Raw genomic sequence first — 17636 nt, forward strand, 5'->3', positions numbered from 1 at the left:
CGCTGCGGGCGGACCTTCACGCCTTATCTCGCGCATGGTGCCAGGGGGCGCCGGCGCTCTCCCCCTATCAGGAATCCGCCCATGTTCGGCAGCATCGCCAAATCGCTCTTCGGCTCGTCCAACGAACGCTACGTTCGCTCACTCAATCCTATCCTCGCCAAGATCGCCTCTTTCGAGCCCGCGCTCCAGGCGATGGACGATGCGACGCTCGCCAACCAGACGGTGCTGTTCCGCGAGCGTATGGCGAACGGCGAGAAGCTTGACGATCTCCTACCCGAAGGTTTCGCCACGGTGCGCGAAGCGGCGCGCCGCGTGCTCGGCCAGCGGCATTATGACGTCCAGATGGTCGGTGGCATCGTGCTTCACCGCGGCGAAATCGCCGAGATGCGCACCGGCGAGGGCAAGACGCTGGTGGCGACGCTCGCCACCTATCTAAACGCGCTGCCGGGCGAGGGCGTGCACGTCATCACCGTCAACGACTATCTCGCCGCGCGCGACGCCGAGTGGATGGGCCGGGTCTACCGCTTCCTCGGGCTCACCGTGGGCGTCATCGTGCCCAACCTGACCGACGAGCAGCGGCGCGAGGCCTATGCCGCCGACATCACCTACGGCACCAACAACGAATTTGGCTTCGACTATCTGCGCGACAACATGAAGTACGAGCGCAGTTCGATGGTGCAGCGCCCGTTCGCGATGGCGATCGTCGATGAGGTCGATTCGGTGCTGATCGACGAGGCGCGCACGCCGCTGATCATTTCCGGCCCGACCGACGACAAGAGCGACCTGTACATGCAGGTCGACGCGATCGTGAAGCAGATCACGCCCGACGATTACGAGAAGGACGAAAAGCAGAAGACGATCGTCCTGACCGAGGATGGCACCGAGCGCGTCGAGCGGCTGCTTGAAGCGGCGGGGTTGCTGGAAGGCGCGAACCTCTACGATTTCGAGAATACGCAGGTGGTGCACCACCTGAACCAGTCGTTGCGCGCGAACGTGATGTTCAAGTCCGACATCGATTACATCGTCAAGGACGGCAAGGTCATCATCATCGACGAGTTCACCGGCCGCATGATGGACGGGCGGCGCTGGTCGGACGGTCTGCACCAGGCGGTCGAGGCGAAGGAGGGTGTGCAGATCGAGCCCGAGAACCAGACGATGGCGTCGATCACCTTCCAGAACTATTTCCGCATGTACCCCAAGCTCGCCGGCATGACGGGCACGGCGGCGACCGAGGCGGCCGAATTCTTCGACATCTACAAGATGAATGTCGTCACCATCCCGACGAACAAGCCGATCCGGCGCGTCGACGAGGAGGACGAATTCTACAAGGACACGCAGGACAAGTTCCGCGCGATCGCCAAGCGAATCCGCGAGCATGCCGAGAAGGGCCAGCCGGTGCTTGTCGGCACCGTGTCGATCGAGAAATCGGAGCTGCTGAGCGAGTTCCTGCGCCAGGAAGGCGTCGACCATTCGGTGCTCAACGCGCGCTACCATGAGCAGGAAGCGCATATCGTCGCGCAGGCCGGACGGCTCGGCGCGGTGACGATCGCCACCAACATGGCCGGTCGCGGCACCGACATTCAGCTCGGCGGCAATCTCGAATTTCGCGTCGAGGACGAGCTTTCCGGCATGCCCGAGGGGCCGGAACGCGAGGCGGCGATCGCGCAGATCGACGCCGAGATCGCGGCGGAGAAGGCGCGTGTGCTCGAGGCGGGCGGCCTGTTCGTGCTCGGCACCGAGCGCCACGAGAGCCGGCGTATCGACAACCAGCTTCGTGGTCGTTCGGGACGCCAGGGCGATCCGGGGCTCAGCCGTTTCTACCTCAGCCTCGACGACGATCTGCTGCGTATCTTCGGGCCGGACACGCTGTTCGCGAAGATGATGCGCAACAACATCGAGGACGGCGAGGCGATCGGCAGCAAGTGGCTGACCAAGGCGATCGAGACCGCGCAGAAGAAGGTCGAGGCGCGCAACTACGACATCCGCAAGCAGGTCGTCGAATATGACGACGTGATGAACGATCAGCGCAAGGTGATCTACGAGCAGCGCGCCGACATCATGGATGCCGATACCGTCGGCGACGTGGTGGAGGACATGCGCGCCGAAACGGTCAATGCGATCGTCGGCGAGGCGTGCCCGGTCGGCTCGTATCCCGAGCAGTGGGACGTCGAGGGGATGAAGGCGCGGCTTGCCGACGTGCTCAACGTCCAGCCACCGATCGACTCGTGGCTGAACGAGGATGCGATCGATCCCGAACTGGTGACCGAACGCGTACAGGCTGAGGCGGACACGCTGGTCAACGGCAAGTCAGGCGAGCTCGAGCCCGCGACGTGGACGCAGATCGAGAAGTCGATCCTGCTCCAGAACCTCGACCATCACTGGAAGGAGCATCTCGCGACGCTCGATGCGCTGCGCCAGGTCGTTCACCTTCGCGCCTATGCGCAGAAAACGCCGATCAACGAGTACAAGCAGGAGGCGTTCGCGCTGTTCCAGCGGATGCTCGACAACATCCGTGAAGATGTGACCAAGACGATCGCGCATGCCGAGTTCCGCTTCCAGCCGCCACCCGAACTGCCCGAGCTGCCCGATTTCATCACCACGCACTTCGATCCGTTCACCGGTGAGGACAATTCCGCGGACGTCGATGCGGGCACGATGGGCCTGATCCAGACGCAGCTGCCCCCGCTGCAGATGGCGCCGCTGACCGAGGCTGATCTCGGCACCGATCCGGCTGGCTGGGAAGGGCAGGTCAGCCGCAACGCTCCGTGCCCATGCGGATCGGGGCGCAAGTACAAGCATTGTCACGGCGCGGTGTGACGATCACGGCGCGACCTACCGGTCGATAGATACAAAAAAGGCCCCGCTGGTCGCAGCGGGGCCTTTTCCTTTGAATGCTGCGCGGTAGGTTAGCGGCGCTGCTGCCCCGGCAGGACGATCGTCGGCCCGAGCCGTTCGGCCACGTCGCGGGCGTTGAACGCGCGGACTTCGTCGCGCGGCGGCGTGCCCTTGCGCATCACCACCTCAGCCGATGCCTCGTACCGATCGACGGTGCGAACGTCGAAATCGTTGAAGCCGCCGCCCCAACCGCCCCAGCCACCCCAGCCGCCCCACGGGCGACCGTAGTAGCGCCACGACGGACCCCAATACCCGCCGAATCCGCCGTAACCCCAGCCCGGCCCGAAACCGCTGCCGAAGCCTGTGCCAGTGGAATAGGTGCGCGCCTGGCGATCGGTCTCACGATCGACCATCACGAAGTAATCATAGCCGTTCTGCAGCGTCAGCTCGGCGGCGCGGAACAGCAGATACCGCTCGACCGTGTCGCGATCGGTGACGGTGTTGCCGGCGAAGGTGACGAGAAAGCGATTGGCTTCTACCTGGCGCTCGCTGAAGCCGGTACGGTTGAAGCCCGATCCGGTGGCGGGCCGATACGGCGTTTCGGTCGCGCAGCCTGATACCACCAGCGCGCCAGCGGCGGCCGCCGCCATCAACAGGCCGCGACCAGAACGGAAAATGTTCATCATATTGTCTCCGAGGCCGCCGATACGGCGGAGCGTGATCGGTTTAGAGCACCACAATGGAACGCCAGATGAACGAATTGGCTCCCGCACGCCTCGTTTCGCCGCAGTTCGAGTGACTTACCCGGTATTTTTCGGGCCGTCCTCGAGCACGTCCACATACGATTGCAGGACCGCCTCGTTGATCGTGTCCCAACGGTAGCCGGCGGCCTTGACGGAGCCCGCACGACCCATGGCGCAGCGTAGATCGTCGTCGGCGACGAGCGCCGCGATCGCATCGGCATATCCCGACACGTCGCGCGGCGCGACGAGCAGGCCGGTCTCGCCTTCATCGACCAGCCCGACTGCGCCCGACGCACGAGCCGCGATGATCGATACGCCCGCCGCCATCGCCTCCAGCGTCACGTTGCCGAACGTCTCGGTGACGCTGGGATTGAAGAACAGGTCCATCGAGGCCACCGCCCGCCCGAGATCGTTACCCGACTGAAAGCCGGCAAAGACCGCCTCGGGCACCTGTTCGGTGAACCAGTCGCGGGCCGGGCCATCGCCGATGACGAGCACGCGGTGCGGAACGCCGCGGCGCTTCAATTCGGCGATGACGTCGACGAAGATGTCGAGGCCCTTCTCCTTTACCAGACGGCCAAGGAAGCCGACGGCCACTTCCTCATCGCCGATCCCGAGCGAGCGGCGCCAGCATGGGTCGCGGCGATCCGGCGAGAAGCGGGCATGGTTCACGCCGCGCGACCAGATGGTAACGGGCGTCGTGACACCCCATTCGTGCAGGATGTCGCCCAGCAGCGGACCGGGGACGAGAACACGATCGGCGCGATTGTAGAAGCGCGTCAGGAGCCGCTCGAACACAGGCTCGATGAAGCCGAGACCGTAGTAGCGCGGATACGTCTCGAACCGTGTATGAAGCGAGGCGACACGCGCAATGCCGTTGCGCCGGGCATAGCTGAGCGCGCGATGCCCGAGGATATCGGGCGCGGATACATGGACGAGATTGGGCGCGAAGGCGGCAAGGTCGCGCTTGATCCGGCGCGGCAGACCGCGCGCGACGCGATATTCGCTCCGCCCGCCCGGCAGCGGCAGCGCGGGCACGCCGACAAGATCGCCAACTGCCGGAAACGCCGGCGTGGCGACGGTAGGCGAATAGACGCGGACGTTGACGCCGCGCGACAGGAGGTGGCCGACGAGCAGGTTGAGTGCCTGGCTCGCGCCGTCGCGGATATAGTTGTAATTGCCGCTGAACAGCGCAACGCGAATATCAGACGGCAGCATGGTGGCACCGCCTAGCTACAGATTGGGGCGATCGCTAGGCAAAGTCGCGCCCATTTCTCCAGCGGACGTCGAGAACTTCGTCGGGTATAGCAACAGACATCAGCAGCAGCTTCGGCCCGCGATCGGCGGCGATTGGTTGCCGTCCCCTATAGCGTGCCGAGTTCGTCCTTGCGACGGAGTCGCCTGATCCGGGGCTCGCGGTCGAGCTCGGCCTGCGCGCGGATCGTCTGGCGCAACTCGTCGCGCTTCTCGTGGATCGAGGCGATCACCGGTCCCATCGCGACGCCAAGATCGACGAGCACGGCTTCGGACAATTGCAGCGAGCTTTCGAGCGTCTCGGGCACGGCGTCGGTCACGCCGGCGCGGTACAGTTCGGCGGCATGCGTCGCATCGCGTGCGCGGGCAATGATTGGCAGCTCCGGCGCAAGCGCGCGAACGCGGCGAGCGAGGCGAACGGTCAGCACCGGATCGTCCATCGTCAGGATCAAGGCCCGCGCCTGATCGAGATCGAGCCGGTCGACCAGTTCCGGCCTGATGACGTCGCCGAACATTACGGGCTGTCCCGCGGCGCGTGCGGCTTTGACGACATCGATGTCCGCCTCGACCGCGACATAGGCGATCTGATGCTTGGTCATCATGTCCGCGACGAGCTGACCGACGCGCCCGAAGCCGATAATCACCGCGCGGCCTGGGTCCCGTGCCGGTTCCGCCGCGGGTTCGCCACCATATTCAATACGCCGCGATAGTGCGTTGCCGACCTTTGCGAGCAGCGGCGTGATCGTAAGCCCGATCGCGGTGACGGTCTGCCAGAACGCCGCCGTCGAGGGGAGGATAAGTTGCGCCTGCGCGGCGGTGGCGAGGACGATAAGGGTGGTCTCGGACGGACTACCCATCAGCAGTCCGGTCTCCGCCGCGACGCCGGCGCGCGCATTGGCGACACGAAGCAGCAGAAAGGTGACGACCGTCTTCACCGCGACCACGCCCGCGACGGCGAGCAGCAGTGTCGACCAGTTCTCCGCGATCGAGCGCAGATCGAGGCTCATGCCCACAGTGATGAGAAAGACGCCGAGCGCGAGCCCCATGAACGGGGCGGTCATGATCTCGACCTCGGTATGATATTCGGTCTCGGCGATCAGGAGGCCGGCGAGCAGCGCGCCGACGATCGGCGAGAGGCCCGCCGCCGTGGTCGCAACGCTGGCGACGATTACCACCAGGAGCGATGCGGCGAGGAACAGTTCTGGGCTCTTTGTGCGTGCCGCCTGCGCGAACAGGCGCGGCAGGACGAAGCGGCCGCCAACGTACATCGCCACTACCGTCAGCCCACCGCGCAGCGCAACGAGCCCGATCGAAGCGCTTCCGTCCGCGCCCGCCGTCGGCGCGAGCGCGCCGAGCGCGAAGATGATCGGAACGAGCGCAAGATCCTCGAACAGCAGCATCGCGAACGCCCCGCGACCAACCGCGCCGGTCGTCCCGACCAAAGGAAGGACGAGCGCCGTTGAAGAGAGAGCGAGCGCCAGGCCGAGACCGATCGCACCTGGCCATTCCTGGCCCAGCAGGTGCAGCGCGGTACCGATGATCATCGCGGAACCAATGAGTTCCGCCGGGCCGGTGCCGAACACCAGCCGCCGCATCGTCCACAAGCGGCGGAACGACAGTTCCAGCCCAATCGAGAAGAGCAGCAGGATGATGCCGAATTCGGCGAACGGCTCGATCGATTCGGGATCGGAAATCGTGACGTAATAGAGCCAGGGTGCAAGATCGACGTGCGCGCCGAGCCCGGACGGCCCGACAAGCAGCCCCACCAGAATGAACCCGATCACTGGGCTGACCCTGAAGCGGGCGAAGGCCGGAATGACCAGGCCGGCCGCCCCCAGGATCACCAGCGCGTCCGAAAAACCCTCATTGTCCAATCGTAGCGCCATAACGCTTCCGTATACGTGAATGGCGCCGCTTGTCCCGGCCCGCATGCCACTTTGGTACGAAAAAGGGCGGCCGGAACATGCCGACCGCCCCGATCCGTGCTTGACGCGGGAGCGTTAGGCCCAGTTGGCCATCTTGTTTTCAAGGTTCTGGCGAACCGCTTCGAAGAACTGCTCGGTCGTCATCCACTTCTGGTCGGGACCAATCAGGATCGCGAGATCCTTGGTCATGTCGCCGTTCTCGACCGTCTCGATGCAAACCTGCTCGAGCGTCTCGGCAAAGCGCGTGACGTCGGGCGTGCCGTCGAACTTGCCGCGATACTTGAGCCCGCCGGTCCAGGCGAAGATCGACGCGATCGGGTTGGTCGACGTCGCCTTGCCCTGCTGGTGCTGACGATAGTGGCGCGTGACGGTGCCGTGCGCCGCCTCGGCCTCGATCGTCTTGCCGTCAGGCGTCATCAGCACCGACGTCATCAGGCCGAGCGACCCGAAGCCCTGCGCGACCTGATCCGACTGAACGTCACCGTCATAGTTCTTGCACGCCCACACGAACTCGCCGCTCCACTTCAGCGCGGAGGCGACCATGTCGTCGATCAGACGGTGCTCGTAGACGATGCCAGCTGCCTTGAACTTGTCGGTGAACTCCGCCTCGAAGATCTCGGCGAACAGATCCTTGAAGCGGCCGTCATAGGCCTTGAGAATCGTGTTCTTGGTGCTGAGGTACAGCGGCCAGCCGCGGCCAAGGCTGTAGTTCATCGAGGCGCGGGCGAAATCGCGGATCGACTGGTCGAGATTGTACATGCCCATCGCGACACCGGCTTCGGGGAAATCGTAGACGTCCTTCTCGATGACGGTACCGTCCTCGCCCTCAAACTTCATCGTCAGCTTGCCCTTGCCGGGCACCTTGAAGTCGGTCGCGCGATACTGGTCGCCGAAAGCGTGACGGCCGACGACGATCGGGTGCGTCCAGCCCGGGATCAGGCGGGGGACGTTCTTGATCACGATCGGCTCGCGGAAGATCACGCCGCCCAGGATGTTGCGGATCGTACCGTTGGGCGACTTCCACATCTGCTTGAGGCCGAATTCCTCGACGCGCGCCTCGTCGGGCGTGATCGTGGCGCATTTCACCGCAACGCCGTACTTCTGCGTGGCGTACGCGCTGTCGATCGTGATCTGGTCGTTCGTCTCGTCGCGCTTCTCGACCCCGAGGTCGTAATAGTCGAGTTCGATATCGAGGTACGGCTTGATCAGGCGCTCGCGGATCCATTCCCAAATAATCCGCGTCATCTCGTCGCCGTCGATCTCCACGACGGGCGTTTTCACCTTGATCTTGGCCATGTTCGCTTGTTCCTTCGAGGGGGAGGGTTGGCGCGGCGATAGGGGGAAGGGGGCAGGGGATCAACCATCGGGCGCTGGCGATCGCACGGATGGCGCCACCCTTTCGTTGTGCGCATCGGATCGCATCGCTACACGCAGCGCCATGCCATCGCTCGAGAAACCCGAGGCCGCCGGCCTTCCCGTCACCACCACCGTAAAGTGGCGTTTCCCCGCCGTGCACCCCGAGGGGCAGAAGTTCGTTGCGATCGCGTTCGGCATCACGCTGCTGATGACGATCGTGCACAACGTATTCTTCTGGCCGCTGCTGGGACTGACGATCTGGGTCGCGGCGTTCTTCCGCGATCCGATCCGCACTACGCCGCGCGGTGAGGACCTGATCGTTTCCCCGGCGGATGGACTGGTGACGATGATCGCCGACGTACCCGTGCCCCGCGAACTGACGGGCGAGCTCGGTGAAGGCCGGCTGACGCGCGTGTCGGTGTTCATGAGCGTGTTCGACGTGCACATCAATCGCGCGCCGATCGCCGGAACGATCCGCCAGGTCGTGTACATTTCGGGCAAGTTCCTCAACGCCGATCTCGACAAGGCGTCGGAGGACAATGAGCGCCAGCATTTCGTTGTCGAGGGGCATGACGGGCGCAAGGTCGGCTTCACGCAGATCGCGGGACTGGTGGCGCGCCGCATCATGGGCTTCGTCAAGGTCGGTGACATGGTCGCCGCAGGCCAGCGCGTCGGGCTGATCCGGTTCGGCAGTCGCGTCGACGTCTATCTACCGGCGGGCTATGCGCCGCAGGTCGCGCTCGGCCAGCGCGCGATCGCCGGCGAGACGATCCTGGGACGCGCAGGCGTCGCGCCGGCGTCGGGCGTCGCGCAGTGAGGCGACCGATCCGATCGCGCCGCGGGCTGCCGCTGCGCGCCGTTGCACCGAATGCCGTCACCGCGCTCGCGCTGTGCTCGGGCCTCAGCGGCGTGCAGTTCGCGATCAAGGCCCGATCGATGGAAAACGATCTTCCGCTGCATACGGGCGTCGACCTGGTGACGCTCGCCGAGCGCGCTGCGATGCACTGGCAGCTCGCGATCGCGTTCGTGCTGCTCGCGGGTGTTCTCGACGGGATCGATGGCCGGATCGCACGCATGCTGCACGGCGAGAGCCGCTTCGGCGCCGAACTCGATTCGCTTGCCGATGCGATCTCCTTCGGCGTCTCGCCAGCGCTGATCCTCTATCTCTGGTCGCTGTCGACGCTGCCGCGGTTCGGGTGGATTGCGTCGCTGATGCTGGCGGTGTTCTGTGCGCTTCGGCTCGCGCGGTTCAACGCGGCGATCGATGCCGACGAACAGCCACACAAATCGGCCGGTTTCCTCACCGGCGTGCCGGCCCCCGCCGGCGCCGGTCTCGCCTTCCTGCCGATCTTTCTGTGGTTCTGGACCGAAGAGCCGATCCTGCGCTCGCCCTATTTGGTGGCGCCGTGGACGGCGTTCGTTGCGATCCTCATGGTGTCGAGCATCGCGACTTGGTCGTGGTCGTCGCTGCGCCTGCGTCGCAACATCCGCTTCGAAGCGCTGGCAGTGGTGGTGATTGCTGGAGCCGCTGCTGTAACAGCCCCGTGGCACACGACTAGCGCGCTAAGCCTCGGCTATTTGCTTGCGATACCGTTCAGCATCGCGAACTACGCTCGGGTCAAGCGGCTGCGCGCAACCGCTGCGACGGAACGGGGCGTGGCTGCGCCGCCCACCGCCTGACGGCGATGCGCCGCTCTGCCTGCACCAGTGTGGCGAGCGGATGGAATTGCGTCTGCGACTGCCCGCGCAGAGCGGCGACGATGCGATCGACGCGCGGCACAACGGTCGCGGCGATCGCGTAGGCGGAGATGCCGAACGTGCCGGCGAAGACACCAAAGCTAACCAACGACATCATTGTTCGCCTCCCTTTTGCCGCGAACCAGAACGCTGAAATTCGCTCAGCGAAATTTGGTTCCCTAAAATTCCGTCAACATTGAACCATTTACACGTGAAACCTGAAATTTGTTGGCTCATCGCGCTCGGTTCGCGTTCTGTTCCGACGCTTGTTCCACTTATGTTCGGGTCAGTCAAGCGTTGCATTCAGCCTGCGATCTGCTACAGGCGCGGCCCTCAACTCCGCATGGGAAGCATCATCAACCGGTGCGCCGCCTTTCAGGCTCGCGTCATCCGCTTCCCAGAGGCATAACCGGAAGGAACACAGACTATGGCGGCACCAGTCGTCACGATGCAGCAGCTTATCGAAACCGGCGCGCACTTCGGCCACCAGACCCACCGCTGGAACCCGAAGATGAAGCCGTATTTGTTCGGTGACCGCAACGGCGTCCACATCATCGACCTGTCGCAGACCGTGCCGTTGTTCGCGCGCGCGCTCGAATTCATCAGCTCGACCGTCGCCGGCGGCGGCAAGGTGCTGTTCGTCGGCACCAAGCGCCAGGCGCAGGAGCCGGTCGCCGACGCCGCGCGCCGCGCGGGGCAGCATTTCGTCAACCACCGCTGGCTGGGCGGCATGCTCACCAACTGGAAGACGATCTCCAACTCGATCAAGCGTCTGAAGGCGCTCGAGGAGCAGCTGTCGGGCAACACTGCCGGCCTTACCAAGAAGGAAGTGCTGCAGCTTACCCGCGAGAAGGACAAGCTCGAAATGAGCCTGGGCGGGATCCGCGACATGGGCGGCGTGCCCGACATCATGTTCGTGATCGACGCCAACAAGGAAGAGCTGGCGATTAAGGAAGCCAACACGCTCGGCATCCCCGTCGTCGCGATCCTCGATTCGAACGTGTCGCCGGACGGCATCGCCTTCCCGGTGCCGGCGAATGACGACGCGAGCCGTGCGATCCGGCTGTATTGCGAGGCGGTGGCGATTGCCTCGACGCGCGGCAGTAACGAGCAGCAGCGCCGCGGCGGTGTCGATTTCGGCGCGATGGCCGAGCCGCCCGCGGAGGAAGCGCTCGGCAGCGATCCGGTCGTGGCCGACGCCGGCACCGAGGAATCGCGCCAGGTCGACGCGTAACTGAAACATGGCCGGCCTAACCGCCGGCCGCCGAACCAGTCGTGCCGTGCGCGTCGCCGCCCGTCCCGCCGCTATCTGGTGGCCGGGGGAGCAGCGGCAGGCACGGCACGATCCGTTACAGACACAAGGATAGCGAAGATGGCCGATATCACGGCAGCGATGGTCAAGGAGCTGCGCGAGAAGAGCGGCGCCGGCATGATGGATTGCAAGAAGGCGCTGAACGAGACCGGCGGCGACATGGACGCAGCGATGGACTGGCTGCGCACCAAGGGCCTTGCGGCGGCCGCCAAGAAGTCGAGCCGCACCGCGGCCGAGGGGCTCGTCGGCGTCGCCACCAGCGGCACCAAGGGCGCGGCGGTCGAGGTCAATTCGGAAACCGACTTCGTGGCCAAGAACGATCAGTTCCAGCAGTTCGTTCGCGAAGTGACGCAGATCGCGCTCGCGACCAGTGGTGACGTCGATTCGCTCAAGGCACAGGCGATGCCGAGCGGCAAGACCGTCGAGGAAGTGCTGACGAACAACGTCGCGACGATCGGTGAGAACCAGTCGCTGCGCCGCGCGAAGACACTCGAAGTGTCAAAGGGCGCGGTTGTCGGCTACGTCCACAACCAGCAGTCGCCGGGCCTCGGCAAGATCGGCGTGCTCGTCGCGCTCGAGAGCGACGCGTCGGACGACGTGCTGCAGAGCTTGGGCAAGCAGCTCGCGATGCACGTCGCCGCCGCCTTCCCGAAGGCGCTGAACGAGGCGGATCTCGACGAGGCCGAGATCGAGCGCGAGCGCGCGATCGCTGCCGAGAAGGCGGGCGAGAGCAGCAAGCCGGCGGACATCATCGCCAAGATGGTCGAGGGCTCGATCGCAAAGTACCGCAAGGAGCATGCGCTGGTCAGCCAGCTGTTCGTGATGGACGGCAAGACCAAGATCAGCGACGTCGTGGCGAAGGCGGGCAAGGACGCCGGCGCGACGATCGTGCTCAAGGACTATGTCCGCTTCCAGCTCGGCGAAGGCATCGAGAAGGAAGCATCGGACTTCGCGGCGGAAGTCGCGGCTGCCTCGGGCGTGCCCCAGAACACGCAGGCCGTGCCGACGGCGTGACGCCCGTGGCGGGTCGCTCCGCCACGTAGACGAGAGCGGGTCCGGCTGCATCGTCGCACAAGCGCCGTTTGGTGCCTGTGTGGCGGTGTGGTTCGGGCCCGTTTTCTTGTTTGGTCGACCGCGCGCCGATCGCACACGCGTAGCCACACAATGGACCGAACAGCTGTTGCGGGGATTAGGCCTGATCCCTAAAGGTCTCCACCGCTTTACCTATTGATCGAGACGCATGACCGACCGGCCCTACAAACGCATCCTCTTGAAGCTGTCGGGTGAGGTGCTGATGGGCGAGGGCGGGCTCGCGATCGACCCCGCTGTCACGGCGCGCGTGGCAGAGGAGATCGCCGACGTTAAGGCGCAGGGCTACGAGCTGTGCGTCGTCGTCGGCGGCGGCAATATCTTCCGCGGGCTCGCCGCGGCGGCCAAGGGCTTCGAGCGCGCTACCGCCGATTACATGGGCATGCTGGCGACGGTGATGAACGCGCTGGCAGTGCAGAATGCGCTCGAGCAGATCGGCATCGACACGCGCGTGCAATCCGCCATTCCGATGGAATCGGTTTGCGAGCCGTTCATCCGCCGCCGCGCCGTCCGCCATCTCGAGAAGAACCGTGTCGTGATCTTCGCTGCGGGCGTGGGGTCGCCGTTCTTCACCACCGACAGCGGTGCCGCTCTGCGTGCGGCCGAGATGAACTGCGATGCCTTGTTCAAGGGCACCAGTGTAGACGGCATCTATGACGCCGATCCCAAGAAGGTGGCGGACGCCAAGCGGTACGATACGATCTCGTACGACACCGTCTTGTCCAAGAACCTCAAGGTGATGGACGCGAGCGCGGTGGCGCTGTGCCGTGATTCGAATATTCCGATCGTCGTCTTCAACATTCGCGAGCACGGCAATTTCGCCGCGGTTCTGGGTGGCGAGGGTGTGTCGACGATCGTCCAGGAACGAGCAGGAGACTGAGCATGGCCGCCTATGACAAGGCCGATCTGGAGCGCCGCATGGCAGGGGCCGTCGAGGCGCTGAAGGGCGACCTCGCGGGGCTGCGCACCGGCCGCGCGTCGACCGCGCTGCTCGATCCCGTCACGGTCGAAGTGTACGGATCGCACATGCCGCTCAACCAGGTCGCAACCGTCTCGGTGCCCGAGCCGCGAATGATTTCGGTGCAGGTGTGGGACAAGAGCAACGTTGGCCCGGTGGAGAAGGCGATCCGCTCGGCAGGCCTGGGGCTCAATCCGATCAACGACGGGCAGACGCTTCGCCTCCCGATCCCCGATCTGACCGAGGAGCGGCGCAAGGAGCTCGCGAAGCTTGCCGGCTCCTATTCGGAGAAGGCCAAGGTGGCGGTGCGCAACGTGCGGCGCGACGGGATGGATAGCCTGAAGCTCGACGAGAAGAAGGGCGTGTTCGGCGAGGACGATCGCAAGCGTCTCGAGACCGAAGTCCAGAAACTGACCGACGCGACAATCGCCGAGATCGACGTCGCCGCGAGTGCCAAGGAAAAGGAAATCCTCGGTAAGTGAGCCGAGGCTCGGCCTTCTGCCCCGCCGGGTCTTGGTCGCCGCGCCGCATTCGTGCCGCGTGGAGCGAACTGCCGCGCCGCGTGTCGCGCCGCGCTGTTGAAGGTACCCGAGGGTGAGCACGGCGCCGAAGCTCGTTGCGGGCGGGGGCGCGCTGCCGCGTCACGTTGCGATCATCATGGATGGCAACGGCCGCTGGGCGAAGAAGCGCCTGCTACCGCGCGCCGCCGGGCACAAGGCGGGTGTCGAGGCGGTGCGGCGCGTGACGCGCCACGCGCGCGCGATCGGCATCGAAGCACTCACCATCTACGCCTTCTCGTCGGAGAACTGGCGCCGGCCCGAGGAGGAGATCGGCGACCTGATGGGGCTGCTGCGGCTGTTCATCCGCAGCGATCTTGCCGAGCTCGTGCGTGAGAACGTCCGATTACGCATCCTCGGCGATTACCGCCGCTTCCCGACCGACGTCGTCGCGCTGATCGACGACGCGGTGGCGCGGTGCGCGGGCAATAGCGGCCCGATCCTGGCGATCGCGCTGAACTACGGCGCACAGGCGGAATTGGTACGCGCGGCGCAGAGCGTGGCTGCGCGCCTGGCACCCGAGCAGATCGACGCGGCGTCGATCGAGGCCGAGCTCGAGACGCGCGACCTGCCGCCGCTCGATCTGTTAATCCGTACCTCGGGCGAGCATCGCCTGTCGAACTTCCTGCTGTGGCAGGCTGCCTATGCGGAGTTGCTGTTCGTCGACACGCTGTGGCCCGATTTCGGCGCGGCGGATCTTGACGCGGCGGTTGCGGCGTTCGGCAATCGTCAGCGCCGGTTCGGAGGTTTGTGACGACACCTGACGCCAAGGTGCGCACGCCGTCGAACCTTCGCCTGCGGATGATCGCCAGCGTCGCGATGATCGCGATCGCGAGCGCGGCGCTGTGGTTCGGCGGGATCGCCTTCTGGCTGCTCGCGGTCGTGATTGCGCTGTTCATGATGGCGGAATGGTCCGATCTCCAGCATGCGCCTGCGCGGCAGAAGCGGATTACGCAATATAGCCTGTCGGTGCCGCTTGCGGTGATGGCGCCGGCATCGCTGGTGCTGGTGGTGCACGATTTCTTCTCGCTCGGTCTGCTGGCGGGCGCGGCGTTCTTCGCCGCGGCGGTAACGCGGCGCAGCGCGCTCGGCGTCGGTGTGATCTATTGCGGGCTGCCCGTTCTTGCGCTGGTGTTCCTGCGGCGGCAGGAAGAGGGGCTGCTCTGGGCGTTCTGGGCGCTGTCGCTGGTGTGGGCAACCGATATTGGAGCGTTCTTTAGCGGCCGCTCGATCGGCGGGCCGAAACTCGCGCCGAAGCTGTCGCCGAACAAGACATGGGCGGGGCTGATCGGCGGCGTGGCGGCGGCGAGCGCGCTCGCGGCGATCCTGCATGTGCGGTTTGGTCTGCCATGGCGGATGACGCTGGCGACGCCGGTGCTCGCAGTGATCGCGCAGGGCGGCGACCTTTATGAGAGCTGGCTCAAGCGTCGCGCGGGCGTCAAGGATTCGGGCAACATCCTGCCGGGGCACGGCGGCGTGCTCGATCGGCTCGACGGCGTGGTTCCCGTCGCGCCGCTCGCAGCGCTGCTCGTCGTCGCGCCCTACCTCTACCGATGAAAACGATCACTATTCTCGGCGCGACCGGATCGATCGGTACGTCGACGCTCGATCTGGTCGAGCGATCGCCCGACGCTTTTTCCGTCGTCGCATTGACCGCCAATTGCGACGTCGATCGGCTCGCCGCGGCGGCGATCCGAACGCGCGCCAAGAGGGCCGTCGTGGCAGACGAGACGTGCCTGTCTGCCCTGCGGACGGCACTCGCCGGTACGGGCGTCGAGGCAGCGGGAGGCGAGGCAGCTGTTACTGAGGCGGCGGCGATGCCGGCGGACGTCACGGTCGCGGCGATCGTCGGCTGCGCCGGCCTGCGCCCGTCGATGGCGGCGGCGGAGCAGGGCAATACGCTGGCGCTTGCGAACAAGGAGGCGCTGGTCTCCGCGGGCGACGTGATGAACGCCGCGGTCGCGTGCCACGGCGCGACGCTGCTGCCCGTCGACAGCGAGCACAGCGCAATCTTCCAGTGTCTTGATCGCGCGCTTGCCGATCGCGTGAGCCGGATCATCCTGACGGCGAGCGGCGGGCCGTTCCGCGATCGACCGCTCGACGCGATGCGCGATATCACGCCGGCGCAGGCGGTGGCGCATCCCAACTGGTCGATGGGCGCGAAAATCTCGGTCGATTCGGCGACGATGATGAACAAGGGGCTCGAGTTGATCGAGGCGTTCCACCTGTTCCCCGTCGCAAGCGAGCAGATCGAGATCGTTGTCCACCGCCAGTCGGTGATCCATTCGATGGTGGAATATGTCGACGGCTCCGTGATCGCGCAGCTCGGCACGCCAGACATGCGCACGCCGATCGCCTGCGCGCTCGCCTGGCCCGATCGCATGGCGACGCCGGGCGAGCGGCTCGACCTCGTCAAGGTCGGGCGGCTGGACTTCGAGGCGCCGGACCTCGTGCGCTTCCCCGCACTCGCGCTGGCACGTGCCGCGCTCGAGGCGGGCGGCGCACGCCCGGCGATTCTCAACGCCGCGAACGAGGTGGCGGTGGCGGCGTTTCTCGCGGGGCGGCTCGGGTTCCTCGAAATCGCCGCAATCGTCGCCGATACGCTGGCATGCTACGATCCGGCGGCACCGGATACGCTCGACGCGGTGTTGCACGTCGATCGCGAGGCGCGGGTGCTGGCGGAAGAGCGTGTGAAGGAACGCGTTGCTTGATTGAAACCCCCGGCCTGCTGCTGACGCTGCTCGCCTTCGCGCTGGTGATCGGACCGCTCGTGTTCGTTCACGAGATGGGCCATTATCTCGCCGCGCGCTTCTTCGGCGTGAAATCCGACGCCTTCTCGATCGGCTTCGGGCGCGAGATCGCCGGCTGGACCGACAGGCGCGGTACGCGGTGGAAGATCGGGTGGATGCCATTGGGCGGCTACGTCCGCTTCGCCGGCGACATGAACGCGGTCAGCCAGCCGTCGGCCGAATGGCTTGCGCTGCCGGCCGAGGAGCGCGCGCAGACCTTCCAGGCGAAACCGGTGTGGCAGCGCGCGATCATCGTCGCGGCCGGACCGATCGTCAATTTCGCGCTCGCCATTCTAATCCTGTCAGGCTTCGCGCTGGCCTATGGCGATACGCGCACGCCGCCCGTCGTCGGCGAGGTCATCGCCGGCAGCGCGGCGGCACGCGCCGGGTTGCAGGCGGGCGATCGCATCGTTCGGCTTGGCGACCGCGATATCGCGATCTTCGAAGACATGCTGTCCTACACGCGGATCCATCCCGGCGAGGCGATCGACGTCGCGTTGGAGCGCCGCGGCCAGCCGGTGACGCTGCCGGTGACGCTCGGCGTGCAGGAGCAGGTCGATCGCTTCGGCAACCGCTATCGCATCGGCATGCTCGGCATCGGCCGCGGCGAGCGCGTCACGGTGCCGGTCGGTCTGCTCGAGGCGCCTGTCGTCGGGCTGCGGCGGACGGGAGAGATCGTGTCGATGATGGTCGAGACGATCGGCCAGATCATCAGCGGGCGACGCTCGGTAAAGGAGCTTGGCGGGCCGCTGTCGATCGCCAAGGTATCGGGCGAGCAGATCACGCTTGGCCCGGATGCGTTCGTCTTCCTCATCGCGCTGGTTTCTATCAATCTCGGGTTCATCAACCTGCTGCCAGTCCCGATGCTGGATGGCGGCCACCTTCTCTTCTACGCAATCGAGGCGGTGCGACGCCGCCCGGTCGGCCCGGCAGTGCAGGAATGGGCATTCCGCGGCGGGCTCGCCGCGATCCTTGCCCTGATGCTGCTGGTGACGTTCAACGATCTTGGGAATTTCGGCCTTTGGCGCAACCTCGCCCGCTTGATCGGTTGACGAATCAAGGGCAGGGCGCGCGCGCAGGG

The 17636-nt window shown here is 65.6% G+C and carries 16 protein-coding genes; 11 read left to right on the forward strand and 5 right to left on the reverse strand.

Annotation, left to right across the window (positions count from 1 at the left end):
• Positions 1-81 precede the first annotated feature (81 nt).
• Positions 82-2817, forward strand: a complete 2736-nt coding sequence (gene secA, locus F1C10_RS04155) for a preprotein translocase subunit SecA (protein WP_185209041.1) — start codon at positions 82-84, stop codon at positions 2815-2817.
• An 89-nt stretch (positions 2818-2906) separates the two neighbouring features.
• Here the strand turns inward: secA and F1C10_RS04160 are convergent, their stop codons facing one another.
• The 4 genes from F1C10_RS04160 to F1C10_RS04175 all read right to left on the reverse strand — a co-directional run bounded on the left by F1C10_RS04160 (position 2907) and on the right by F1C10_RS04175 (position 8053).
• Positions 2907-3518, reverse strand: a complete 612-nt coding sequence (locus tag F1C10_RS04160; RefSeq protein WP_308458076.1) for a hypothetical protein — start codon at positions 3516-3518, stop codon at positions 2907-2909.
• A gap of 117 nt (positions 3519-3635) precedes the next feature.
• On the reverse strand, positions 3636-4796 hold the full coding sequence (locus tag F1C10_RS04165; protein WP_185209045.1) for a glycosyltransferase family 1 protein: 1161 nt from the start codon (positions 4794-4796) through the stop codon (positions 3636-3638).
• Positions 4797-4942: 146 nt separating this feature from the next.
• On the reverse strand, positions 4943-6718 hold the full coding sequence (locus tag F1C10_RS04170) for a cation:proton antiporter (RefSeq protein WP_185209047.1): 1776 nt from the start codon (positions 6716-6718) through the stop codon (positions 4943-4945).
• Between the two features lie 114 nt (positions 6719-6832).
• Positions 6833-8053, reverse strand: coding sequence for an NADP-dependent isocitrate dehydrogenase (locus F1C10_RS04175; protein WP_185209049.1), 1221 nt, complete (start codon positions 8051-8053; stop codon positions 6833-6835).
• Between the two features lie 142 nt (positions 8054-8195).
• Here F1C10_RS04175 and F1C10_RS04180 point away from each other — a divergent pair, with 142 nt between their 5' ends.
• On the forward strand, positions 8196-8930 hold the full coding sequence (locus F1C10_RS04180) for a phosphatidylserine decarboxylase (RefSeq protein WP_185209050.1): 735 nt from the start codon (positions 8196-8198) through the stop codon (positions 8928-8930).
• Complete coding sequence (locus F1C10_RS04185) at positions 8927-9793, forward strand: phosphatidylcholine/phosphatidylserine synthase (RefSeq protein WP_185209052.1); 867 nt, start codon at positions 8927-8929, stop codon at positions 9791-9793. Before F1C10_RS04180 ends, F1C10_RS04185 begins: the two co-directional genes overlap by 4 nt.
• On the opposite strand, the gene F1C10_RS04190 is transcribed toward F1C10_RS04185, so the two are convergent.
• Positions 9732-9968 (reverse strand): hypothetical protein, encoded by a 237-nt coding sequence (locus tag F1C10_RS04190; protein ID WP_185209054.1) that lies wholly within the window; start codon positions 9966-9968, stop codon positions 9732-9734. The genes F1C10_RS04185 and F1C10_RS04190 overlap by 62 nt on opposite strands.
• 309 nt (positions 9969-10277) lie before the next feature.
• Here F1C10_RS04190 and rpsB point away from each other — a divergent pair, with 309 nt between their 5' ends.
• From rpsB to rseP, 8 genes are all read left to right on the forward strand, one after another.
• Positions 10278-11084 (forward strand): 30S ribosomal protein S2, encoded by an 807-nt coding sequence (gene rpsB, locus F1C10_RS04195; RefSeq protein WP_085809645.1) that lies wholly within the window; start codon positions 10278-10280, stop codon positions 11082-11084.
• A 138-nt stretch (positions 11085-11222) separates the two neighbouring features.
• Positions 11223-12176 (forward strand): translation elongation factor Ts, encoded by a 954-nt coding sequence (tsf, locus tag F1C10_RS04200; protein WP_185209056.1) that lies wholly within the window; start codon positions 11223-11225, stop codon positions 12174-12176.
• A 226-nt stretch (positions 12177-12402) separates the two neighbouring features.
• Entirely contained in the window at positions 12403-13131 is a 729-nt protein-coding gene (gene pyrH, locus F1C10_RS04205) for a UMP kinase (protein ID WP_185209058.1), read from the forward strand.
• A 2-nt stretch (positions 13132-13133) separates the two neighbouring features.
• Complete coding sequence (frr, locus tag F1C10_RS04210) at positions 13134-13691, forward strand: ribosome recycling factor (RefSeq protein ID WP_185209060.1); 558 nt, start codon at positions 13134-13136, stop codon at positions 13689-13691.
• Between the two features lie 175 nt (positions 13692-13866).
• Positions 13867-14520 (forward strand): polyprenyl diphosphate synthase, encoded by a 654-nt coding sequence (gene uppS, locus F1C10_RS04215; protein ID WP_258043139.1) that lies wholly within the window; start codon positions 13867-13869, stop codon positions 14518-14520.
• 47 nt (positions 14521-14567) lie between these two features.
• The gene (locus F1C10_RS04220) at positions 14568-15323 is read left to right on the forward strand and encodes a phosphatidate cytidylyltransferase (RefSeq protein ID WP_185210064.1); all 756 of its coding nucleotides are present in this window, start codon (positions 14568-14570) and stop codon (positions 15321-15323) included.
• Complete coding sequence (locus F1C10_RS04225) at positions 15320-16477, forward strand: 1-deoxy-D-xylulose-5-phosphate reductoisomerase (protein WP_185209064.1); 1158 nt, start codon at positions 15320-15322, stop codon at positions 16475-16477. The genes F1C10_RS04220 and F1C10_RS04225 overlap by 4 nt, the downstream gene beginning before the upstream one ends.
• Positions 16474-17607 (forward strand): RIP metalloprotease RseP, encoded by a 1134-nt coding sequence (gene rseP, locus F1C10_RS04230; RefSeq protein WP_185209066.1) that lies wholly within the window; start codon positions 16474-16476, stop codon positions 17605-17607. The genes F1C10_RS04225 and rseP overlap by 4 nt, the downstream gene beginning before the upstream one ends.
• Positions 17608-17636 lie beyond the last annotated feature (29 nt).

This window comes from Sphingomonas sp. NBWT7, from assembly GCF_014217605.1.
Lineage (GTDB): Bacteria > Pseudomonadota > Alphaproteobacteria > Sphingomonadales > Sphingomonadaceae > Sphingomonas.